The following is a 9,635-nucleotide window of genomic DNA, read 5'->3' as shown; positions in this document are numbered from 1 at the left end:
CCCCCCCCCCCCCCCCCCGCCAGTCGCGCATTCTGCCAGTCTTATAGATTGGCCAGACCCGGTTTCGAGCGCGCAGAGGGCCACTCGAAACCGCCCATGGACGGTCATGGGGCAGGATTGCAGGACGCTCGCGCGCTCACCGCGCTGAAACCACCCGAGCTTCCCGTTGTCTTGCCCGTGGCTGCCCGAGAAAGGAAGCCAGGGAAAGGGCATCCGCGCACCGTGAAACGGCGCGCCCCTTTCCGCTTATTAAGGACAAGATATGTTCAACCACCACAAAGTGGAAATCGAATGGGGCGGCCGTCCGCTCATCCTCGAAACCGGCAAGATCGCGCGCCAGGCTGATGGCGCCGTGCTCGCCACCTACGGCGAGACCAAGGTGCTGGCCACCGTCGTTTCGATGAAGGAGCCGAAGCCCGGCCTCGACTTCTTCCCGCTGACCGTCAACTACCAGGAAAAGACCTATGCCGCCGGCAAGATTCCGGGCGGCTATTTCAAGCGTGAGGGCCGTCCGAGCGAGAAGGAAACGCTGGTTTCCCGCCTCATCGACCGCCCGATCCGCCCGCTCTTCGCCGACGGTTACAAGAACGACACGCAGATCGTCGTCACCGTGGTCCAGCATGACCTCGAGAACGATCCGGACATCCTGTCCATCGTCGCTACCTCGGCCGCGCTGACCCTGTCGGGCGTTCCCTTCATGGGACCGGTTGGCGGTGCCCGCGTTGGTTACATCAACGGCGAATACGTTCTCAACCCGCACATCGACGAGATGCAGGAATCCAAGCTCGACCTCGTCGTCGCCGGCACTGCCGACGCCGTGCTGATGGTTGAGTCCGAAGCCAAGGAACTTGGCGAAGAGCTGATGCTCGGCGCCGTCATGTTCGGTCACAGGGGCTTCCAGCCGGTCATCGACGCCATCATCAAGCTGGCCGAGGTCGCCGCCAAGGAGCCGCGCGATTTCACGGCGCCGGACTATTCCGTGCTCGAAGCCGAGATGCTGAAGATCGTTGGTGACGAGCTCAGCAACGCCTACAAGAACGTCGACAAGCAGAAGCGCTACGCCGCCGTCGACGCCGTCAAGGCAAAGGTCAAGGCAGCCTTCGCTCCGGCCGAAGGCGAAGAGGCCAAGTACACCTCCGAGCAGATCGGTTCGGTGTTCAAGGAACTGCAGGCCAAGGTCGTGCGCTGGAACATCCTCGACACCGGCTCGCGCATCGATGGCCGCGACTTGAAGACGGTTCGCAAGATCGTTTCCGAAGTCGGCGTGCTGCCGCGCACCCACGGTTCGGCGCTGTTCACCCGCGGTGAGACCCAGGCGCTGGTCGTCGCCACGCTCGGCACCGGCGAGGACGAGCAGTATGTCGATTCGCTGACCGGCATGTACAAGGAGAAGTTCCTCCTTCACTACAACTTCCCTCCCTATTCCGTCGGTGAGACCGGCCGCATGGGTTCGCCGGGCCGCCGCGAAATCGGCCACGGCAAGCTCGCCTGGCGCGCCATCCGCCCGATGCTGCCGAGCGCCGACCAGTTCCCCTACACGCTGCGCGTCGTCTCCGAGATCACCGAGTCCAACGGCTCGTCCTCGATGGCCACCGTCTGCGGCACCTCGCTGGCGCTGATGGATGCAGGCGTTCCGCTGGCCAAGCCCGTCGCCGGTATCGCCATGGGCCTGATCAAGGAAGGCGAGCGCTTCGCCGTTCTGTCCGACATCCTGGGTGACGAAGATCACCTCGGCGATATGGACTTCAAGGTCGCCGGCACCACCAGCGGCATCACCTCGCTGCAGATGGATATCAAGATCGAAGGCATCACCGAGGAGATCATGAAGATCGCGCTGGACCAGGCCAAGGATGGCCGCCAGCACATTCTCGGCGAAATGGCTCATGCCCTGACCGGTGCCCGTCCCGAGCTCGGTGAGTTCGCGCCGCGCATCGAGGTGATGCACATCCCGACCGACAAGATCCGCGACGTCATCGGCTCGGGCGGCAAGGTCATCCGCGAGATCGTCGAGAAGACCGGCGCCAAGATCAACATCGAGGACGACGGCACGGTCAAGATCGCTTCCTCGAACGCCAAGGAGATCGAGGCGGCGAAGAAGTGGATCCACACCATCGTCGCCGAGCCGGAAGTCGGCGAAATCTACGAAGGCACGGTCGTCAAAACCGCTGACTTCGGCGCCTTCGTCAACTTCTTCGGTCCCCGCGACGGCCTGGTCCACATCTCGCAGCTCGCCAACGAGCGTGTTGCCAAGACCTCCGACGTCGTCAAGGAAGGCGACAAGGTCTGGGTCAAGCTGATGGGCTTCGACGAGCGCGGCAAGGTCCGCCTCTCGATGAAGGTCGTCGACCAGGCCTCCGGCAAGGAAATCGTCCGCGACAAGAAGTCCGAAGGCGAAGAAGACGCCGCCTGAGCGGTCTGACAGGAAAATCGAAGCGGGCGCGGCTTATGTCGCGCCCGTTTTCGTTTATGGAGCAAAGGCATGTCCACTGAGGCGCTGAAGACGCTGTTCCATCCGTTCGAGGCCGAGGCCATTGCTCTGCCGCGAAAGGATGAGCGCATGCTCTTCCTCGGCGCCGAGCCTGGCCTGCGGCTGCCGCAGGGTTTCGAGGCCGCGCTGCATCTCGTGCAGGGCTTCCGCCCGCATTTCCGCGCGTTGCAGGCGGCGAAATTCACGGTTGCGCCGCAACCGGAGGGCGACGGTTTCGATGCCGCGCTGGTGCTCGCCGGCCGCCATCGCGGGCAGAATGAGCTGCGCATCGCGGAAGCGCTGGAGCGCGTGGTGCCGGGCGGATTGATCGTCGTTGCCGGCGGCAAGGATGACGGCATCGCCAGCCTGCGCAAGCGCGTCGACGAGCTTGTGCCGCTCGACGGCCATATGCCGAAATATCACGGCATCGCCTTCTGGCTGCGCCGTCCTGGCGATCCGGCGGCCGCACAAGAGTTGCGTGCCGCCAATCCCGTCTTGCTGGTTGAAGGCCGGTTCCACACCGCGCCCGGCATGTTCTCCTTTGATCGGATCGACGCCGGCTCGAAACTGTTGGTGGATAATTTGCCCGGCGACCTGCGTGGCAACATCGCCGATTTCTGTGCCGGCTGGGGTTATGTGGCGGCGGAAGTCGCTTCACGGTCCCCTGGCTTAACGGCGCTTGACCTCTATGAAGCGAATTTCGCGGCGCTAGAGGCGGCCAAGCGCAATCTCGGCGCGGCGGCCCTGGTGCCGGGTTTCTTCTGGACGGATCTGCTCGCCGAACCGGTCGAGCGCCGCTATGACGCCATCGTCATGAACCCGCCATTCCACCGTGCCCGCGCGGCTGAGCCGGAAATTGGCGCCGGCATGATCCATGCGGCAGGCAAGGCGTTGAAGCCAGGCGGGCGGCTGTTCATGGTCGCCAACCGTCAGCTGCCTTACGAGCCGGTTCTCAAGGCCGCCTTCTCAAGCCACGCGGAGCTTGCCCGCGATGGCATGTTCAAGGTGTTGTCCGCGCGTCGCTGAAACGATGCGTTCAATGCAGATTGGCGACGCGCCGGACTTCATCGGTGGCGTGGGCGTCACCCATGCTGAACTTGAGCGGAGCCGGCCGGCCGAACAAATAGCCTTGCACGACTTCGCAGCCAGCCGCCCGCAGCAATGTCGCCTGGCTCTCGGTCTCGACGCCTTCGGCGATGATGCTGACGCCGAGTGCACGCGAGAGCCCGACAATGGTCGAGACGACCGCGCCCGAGCTGGAATCGGTGTCGATGCGGCTGACGAAGGAACGGTCGATCTTGAGCTTGCCGAACGAGAAGTCGATGAGATAGCTGAGGTTCGAATAGCCGGTGCCGAAATCATCGACGGCGACCGAGATGCCCATTTCGGCAAGCTCTTTCAGGATGGCGGCTGCACGGTCGCGATCCTGCATCATCGCCGTCTCGGTGACTTCCAGTTCCAGCCGTGACGGCTTGATACCGGTGGCCCGCATCGTGTCGCGAACGATACCGACGAAGTCCTTGGTCATGAACTGGACCGGCGAGATGTTGACGGCGACGAAGCAGTCGTCCGGCAGATGGCGGGCGTCGCTGCAGGCTTTACGCAGAACCCATTCACCGATCGGATTGATCATCCCGGTTTCCTCGGCGATCTGGATGAACTCCATGGGCGGGATCATGCCGCGTTCGGGGTGATTCCAGCGGATCAGGGCTTCATAGCCGACGATGCGGCCGGTCGGCAGGTCGAGCTGCGGCTGATAGTGAAGGTCGAAATCCCCGCGTTCGAAAGCAGTGTGCAGCTCGGATTCGACCCATTGGCGATAATCGGCGACACGCCCCATCTCGCTGTCGAAGACCGACCAGTTGCCGACGCCGCTGGCGCGCGCATTCTGCAGCGCCAGGTTGGAGCGGCGCAGGATAAGCACCGGATCGACGCCATCCTTGGGCATGGCCACGATACCCACCGACAGGCTCACCGATTGCTGATGGCTGCTGAGTTCATAGGGCTCCATCATCTCGTCGAGGAGCCTTTCGACCATGCTTTCCATCGTTCCCGGGATCTGATGGTCGGGCAGCAGCACCGCGAACTCGCCGGCGCCGATGCGCCCGATCAGGGAGCGTGCGGGCACGCAGCTCTGCAGCCGCTTGGTGAAAGCGCGGATCAGCTCGTCGCCCTGTGTATAGCCGATCGCGTCGTTGATCTGCTTGAAGCGGTCGATGTCGATGTCGATCAGGAACACCGGTTCGCCGGTCCGGCTTGTCGTGCAGGCCGCCTCGGCGATCTTGCCGACCATCGCCGGGCGCCCCAGCAGCCCTGTCAGCTTGTCGAAATGGGTTTCGTTGAAGACGAAATCCGCCGATTCATCGACGCCGGCGAAGAAGGACATTGCCGCCACCGACGCCGCCAGCGCGCAAAGCGCAGCCATGATCGCGACCATCATGTCCGCCGATATGCCGGCAAACCCACCGCCGAGGCCGTACTTGAGACCCCAGATGCCAAGGACGAAACTGCCAATACCCGAACTTGCTATCGTGAGCAGTCGGAACACTGGTGTTCGCTTCGGATCGCTGACGGCAGGCATTAAAAATCCCCAGACTGCGGGACTCTATAGCGGAAACCTTCTTAAAATGAGTTGCCGCGAATGCGTCCAATTTTACTGGAGAGCATCTTTTTTACTGAAGGCACTTCGGCTCAAGGCAAGGCGACGCTTCAGTCGCGCGTGCCATCCGTCTGCTTCAACTCGTCGAGCGTCGGCATCGAGACGATGTGGTAGCCTGAATCGACATAGTGGATTTCGCCGGTGACGCCCGAGGAGAGGTCCGACAACAAATACAGCGCCGAGCCGCCGACCTCGTCGATGGTCACCGTGCGACGCAGCGGCGAGTTGCGCTGCTGGTAGGAGAACATGTGGCGGGCGTCCGAAATGCCGGCGCCGGCGAGCGTGCGCACCGGTCCCGCCGAGATGCCGTTCACCCGGATGCCGCGCGGGCCGTAATCATTGGCGAGGTAGCGCACGCTGGCCTCGAGTCCCGCTTTGGCGACACCCATGACATTATAGTTCGGCATGACGCGGACCGAGCCGGCATAGGTCAGCGTGATCATCGACCCGCCATCGTTCATCAACGCGGCCGCATGGCGGGCGATCTCGGTAAAGGAATAGCAGGAGATCACCATGGTGCGGACGAAGTTGTCGCGGCTGGTGTCCGCGTAGAGACCCTTAAGCTCATTCTTGTCGGAAAAGCCGATGGCATGGACGACGAAGTCGAGCCCACCCCATTCCTTGTTAAGCGTCTCGAACGTGGCGGCGACCGAAGCGCTGTCCTCGACATCGCAGGGAACGACAAGTGCGGCGCCGAGCTTGTCGGCAAGCGGCTTGACCCGGCGGCCGAAGGCCTCGCCCTGGTAGGTGAAGGCGAGTTCCGCGCCATGCTCGGACAGCTTCTTGGCAATGCCCCAGGCGATCGAATGATCGTTGGCGACGCCCATGACAAGCCCGCGCTTGCCCTTCATCAGTCCGTTCATGGCCGCCAAATCCTTATTTAAAATTGCTGGCCTTGTACAAAGACAATGGCCCTATGCGGAATAGCGCTGGAAAACGAGCGTCGCGTTGGTGCCACCGAAACCGAAGGAATTCGACAGAACGGTGTCGATCTTGGCATTGTCGATGCGCTTTCGCACGATCGGCATACCCTCGAATTCAGGATCGAGCGTCTCGATATGGGCGCTCTCGCCGATGAAGCCGCCTTGCATCATAAGGATCGAATAGATCGATTCCTGCACACCGGCCGCGCCCAGCGAATGGCCGGTCAGCGATTTCGTCGAGGTGATGAACGGCATCTTCTCGCCGAACACTTCGCGGATCGCGCCCATTTCCTTGGAATCGCCCACCGGCGTCGAGGTGCCGTGGGTGTTGATGTAGTCGACCGGCGTGGAAACCGTCGACAGCGCCTGGCGCATGCAGCGGACGGCGCCTTCGCCTGACGGCGCGACCATGTCGTAACCGTCAGAGGTCGCGCCGTAGCCGACGATTTCGGCGTAGATCCTGGCTCCGCGCGCCTTGGCGTGCTCCAGCTCTTCCAGCACCAGCACGCCGGCACCGCCGGCAATGACGAAGCCATCGCGATTGACGTCATAAGCGCGCGAAGCGGTCGATGCCTTGTCGTTGAACTTGGACGACATGGCGCCCATGGCGTCGAACAGGTCCGACATCGTCCAGTCGAGATCCTCATGGCCGCCGGCAAAGACCATGTCCTGCTTGCCCCACTGGATCAGTTCGTAGCCATTGCCAATGCAATGCGCCGAGGTCGAGCAGGCCGACGAGATCGAATAGTTGACGCCGTGGATCTTGAACCATGTGGCCAAGGTGGCCGACGCGGTCGACGACATCGCTTTCGGCACCGCGAACGGGCCGATGCGCTTGGGACTGCCGTTCTTGAGCGTGGTTTCGGCCGCCTCCACGATGGTGCGGGTGGAAGGCCCGCCCGAGCCCATGACAATGCCGGTGCGTTCATTGGTGACGTCGTCCTCGCCGAGGCCCGCATCCGCGATCGCCTGGTCCATGGCGACGTGGTTCCAGGCCGCGCCCTGCGACAGGAAGCGCATCGCGCGGCGGTCGATCATGGCGGACGGGTCGAGCGTCGGCGCTCCCCAGACCTGGCAGCGAAAGCCGTGCTCGGCGAAGGAATCGGAGAAGCTGATGCCGGATCTGGCGTCATGCAGCGAGGTCTGCACCTCGTTGGCATTGTTTCCGATCGACGACACGATGCCGATGCCTGTGACTACGACACGTCTCATTCGCAACTCCTTCCAGGGATGCTGGCCAGTGGATCGGCCAGGGCTGCGGTCAAGCGACCGCCGACTGCTTGGACAGACCGACTTTCAGGTCCGTCGCCGCATATATGGGCTCGCCATCCGCCTTCATCCAGCCATCGGCGATGCCCAGGACCAGCCGGCCGCGCATCACGCGCTTGAAATCAACGCCATATTCGACCTTCTTCACCGATGGGGTGACCATGCCCTTGAACTTGACCTCACCGGTCGACAGCGCCATTCCCTTGCCGGGTTCGCCGAGCCAGCCGAGATAGAAGCCGGTCAACTGCCACAGGGCGTCGAGGCCGAGGCATCCTGGCATGATCGGATTGCCGATGAAGTGACAGGCGAAGAACCAAAGATCCGGCTTGATGTCGAATTCCGCGCGGATGAAACCCTTGTCGAAGGCACCGCCCGTTTCACTGATCTCGGTGATGCGGTCGAACATCAGCATGGGCGGGTAGGGCAGCTGGGCATTGCCCTCTCCGAACAGCTCGCCGCGGGCGCAGGCCAGCAATTCGTCGTAGTCGTAGCTGGATTTACCCGCCATCAATCTCATCCCCATTCGTCCGGGCGGTAACGCGCCCTTGTCGTCGGTGTCCTAACACAATCTGTTTCAGGCCGGAAACCGGCGTTTGCGCTTAACCCGCCAGTCTGCCCGGGTCAATGCGCGCTATTGATCGCATTCCGGCGACAGAATATATGTCAACAGGGGTCCGGTTTCGGCAGACATTCATTTTTTTGCCATTCTGGGCGTGTCTTGAAGCGGGACTGTGAGCTTGGAAGACCAGATGGACCGGGGCTGCCGGAAGGAAAATGTCGCTGTGGACAAGCGGGTACGTGAAGCCGGCCTGAGGCCGACGCGTCAGCGCATCGCGCTGGCCGACCTGCTCTTCGCCAAGGGCGACCGCCATTTGTCGGCCGAGGAACTGCATGAGGAGGCGCTGGCCGCCGGCGTGCCGGTGTCGCTGGCCACCGTCTACAACGCGCTTCACCAGTTTACCCAGGCGGGGCTGCTGCGCATCCTCGCCGTCGAGGGCGCGAAAACCTATTTCGACACCAACACTTCCGACCACCATCATTTCTACATCGAGGGCGAAAACCGGATTTTCGACATCGCCAACGGCCCGGTGACGGTCACCAACCTGCCTGACCCGCCCGAGGGCATGGAAATCGCCAATGTCGATATCGTGGTGAGGCTGCGTCCCAAGCGCCAGGAATCACCGGCAGGGCCAGAACAGTCGGCGAAGCCAGAATAATCCGCTTGGCCGGACAATCGGAATGAAACCCCTCGACCTGATAATCCGGCTCGAATGGGCCGTCGTGGCGGTGGCCGCTATTGTCTTCTACGCTTTGTCGGGCATTTCCTGGTGGCTCTTTGCCGTGCTTATCCTGGCGCCGGATCTGTCGATGCTCGGCTACCTCGGCGGGCCGCGCCTTGGCGCGATAGCCTACAACGCCTTGCACATGCTGATCGCACCGGTGCTTCTGCTGCTCGCCGGCCACCTGCTGGGCAATGCGGCCGCCATCGCGGTCGCGCTGATCTGGATCGCCCACATCGCAATCGACCGTGCCTTAGGCTACGGCCTCAAGCTGTCGACCGGCTTTCAGGATACTCATCTCGGCCGCATCGGGCGCAAACCGGGGACGTTCACTCCTTGACCCGCTCGCCGGGATAGGCGCCCCACACCGTCGACTGGGCGAGCCAGCCGGTGTGCCCGCCAAGCGTCATTTCGCACCATTGGCCGTCGCAAGACTTGATCGTACCCATGACGCCCGGCTCGACGATCGCTATCACCCTGGCGTCCTTGTCCGGGCTGTTCAGAAGGTTGATCTGGGCACCCTTTCCGCGCTGCCAGGGCGCGATGATCGCGGTGCGCCGGCCTGAAAGCAGCGATTGGTTGATCCATCCTTCCGAACCGTCGGCATCGCGCACGCGGCGCCACGTATCGAATTCCTGGATGATCTCCATCGGCAGGCCGGCCTTCATATACATCCAGTCGACCGAGTAATTGGCCCCCGGGCCGACGCGCGAGTTGACGCGGCCGGATTTCAGGCTGACGAATCGCGGCAGCGGCAGGCCGCTCGGCCCCAGCGTGACGGCGCCCTGGGCGGGTGCGGCCGCGCCTTGCGCCGCCGCGAGCGGAGAATAGAGGAGAGTGCCGAGAAATGCTGCGCTGAGGACCAGGCGAAGCGACGCGAAACCAGACACTTTCGTTCCTTTCGGCGCCGGCCTTATGGCTGCTGCGCCCCTTTTTCTTTGTCTTCGGCGGCACCGCTTGTTACATGGGTAAATCGGCTACCGCGACCGGCTTTCAGTTTCGCCGGTCTTGGTTAAAGAGGTCTCAACGAGGGAAAC

At 62.8% G+C, this 9,635-nt stretch carries 9 protein-coding genes; 4 read left to right on the top strand and 5 right to left on the bottom strand.

All coding sequences use genetic code 11. The features are described from left to right. Positions 1–262 precede the first annotated feature (262 nt). Both pnp and LB577_RS03790 read left to right on the top strand, forming a co-directional pair. Entirely contained in the window at positions 263–2,410 is a 2,148-nt protein-coding gene (gene pnp, locus LB577_RS03795) for a polyribonucleotide nucleotidyltransferase (RefSeq protein WP_023779451.1), read from the top strand. Positions 2,411–2,479: 69 nt separating this feature from the next. Further along, on the top strand, positions 2,480–3,493 hold the full coding sequence (locus LB577_RS03790) for a class I SAM-dependent methyltransferase (RefSeq protein ID WP_224685603.1): 1,014 nt from the start codon (positions 2,480–2,482) through the stop codon (positions 3,491–3,493). Positions 3,494–3,503: 10 nt separating this feature from the next. On the opposite strand, the gene LB577_RS03785 is transcribed toward LB577_RS03790, so the two are convergent. From LB577_RS03785 to fabA, 4 genes are all read right to left on the bottom strand, one after another. Continuing rightward, the gene (locus tag LB577_RS03785; protein WP_224685602.1) at positions 3,504–5,048 is read right to left on the bottom strand and encodes a putative bifunctional diguanylate cyclase/phosphodiesterase; all 1,545 of its coding nucleotides are present in this window, start codon (positions 5,046–5,048) and stop codon (positions 3,504–3,506) included. A 128-nt stretch (positions 5,049–5,176) separates the two neighbouring features. After that, on the bottom strand, positions 5,177–5,989 hold the full coding sequence (fabI, locus tag LB577_RS03780) for an enoyl-ACP reductase FabI (protein WP_023766969.1): 813 nt from the start codon (positions 5,987–5,989) through the stop codon (positions 5,177–5,179). A gap of 51 nt (positions 5,990–6,040) precedes the next feature. Beyond that, positions 6,041–7,261 carry a beta-ketoacyl-ACP synthase I gene (gene fabB, locus LB577_RS03775; RefSeq protein WP_224685601.1) on the bottom strand — a complete coding sequence of 407 codons (1,221 nt, stop codon included), beginning with the start codon at positions 7,259–7,261 and terminating at the stop codon, positions 6,041–6,043. A gap of 49 nt (positions 7,262–7,310) precedes the next feature. Beyond that, the gene (gene fabA, locus LB577_RS03770; protein WP_023766967.1) at positions 7,311–7,826 is read right to left on the bottom strand and encodes a 3-hydroxyacyl-[acyl-carrier-protein] dehydratase FabA; all 516 of its coding nucleotides are present in this window, start codon (positions 7,824–7,826) and stop codon (positions 7,311–7,313) included. Positions 7,827–8,067: 241 nt separating this feature from the next. On the opposite strand from fabA, the gene irrA reads away from it, so the two are divergent. Together irrA and LB577_RS03760 are read left to right on the top strand one after the other, a co-directional pair. Beyond that, positions 8,068–8,535: an iron response transcriptional regulator IrrA gene (gene irrA, locus LB577_RS03765; protein WP_013891257.1), complete on the top strand. Its 468-nt coding sequence runs from the start codon at positions 8,068–8,070 to the stop codon at positions 8,533–8,535. 22 nt (positions 8,536–8,557) lie between these two features. Then, the gene (locus LB577_RS03760) at positions 8,558–8,938 is read left to right on the top strand and encodes a DUF4260 domain-containing protein (protein ID WP_023766965.1); all 381 of its coding nucleotides are present in this window, start codon (positions 8,558–8,560) and stop codon (positions 8,936–8,938) included. On the opposite strand, the gene LB577_RS03755 is transcribed toward LB577_RS03760, so the two are convergent. After that, positions 8,928–9,488 carry an SH3 domain-containing protein gene (locus LB577_RS03755; protein WP_023766964.1) on the bottom strand — a complete coding sequence of 187 codons (561 nt, stop codon included), beginning with the start codon at positions 9,486–9,488 and terminating at the stop codon, positions 8,928–8,930. The genes LB577_RS03760 and LB577_RS03755 overlap by 11 nt on opposite strands. Positions 9,489–9,635: the final 147 nt, after the last annotated feature.

The organism is Mesorhizobium sp. B283B1A (assembly GCF_020165735.1).
Lineage (GTDB): Bacteria > Pseudomonadota > Alphaproteobacteria > Rhizobiales > Rhizobiaceae > Mesorhizobium > Mesorhizobium opportunistum.
Note: the sequence above shows the minus strand (reverse complement) of the source record. Positions and strands in the feature narration are given on the sequence as shown.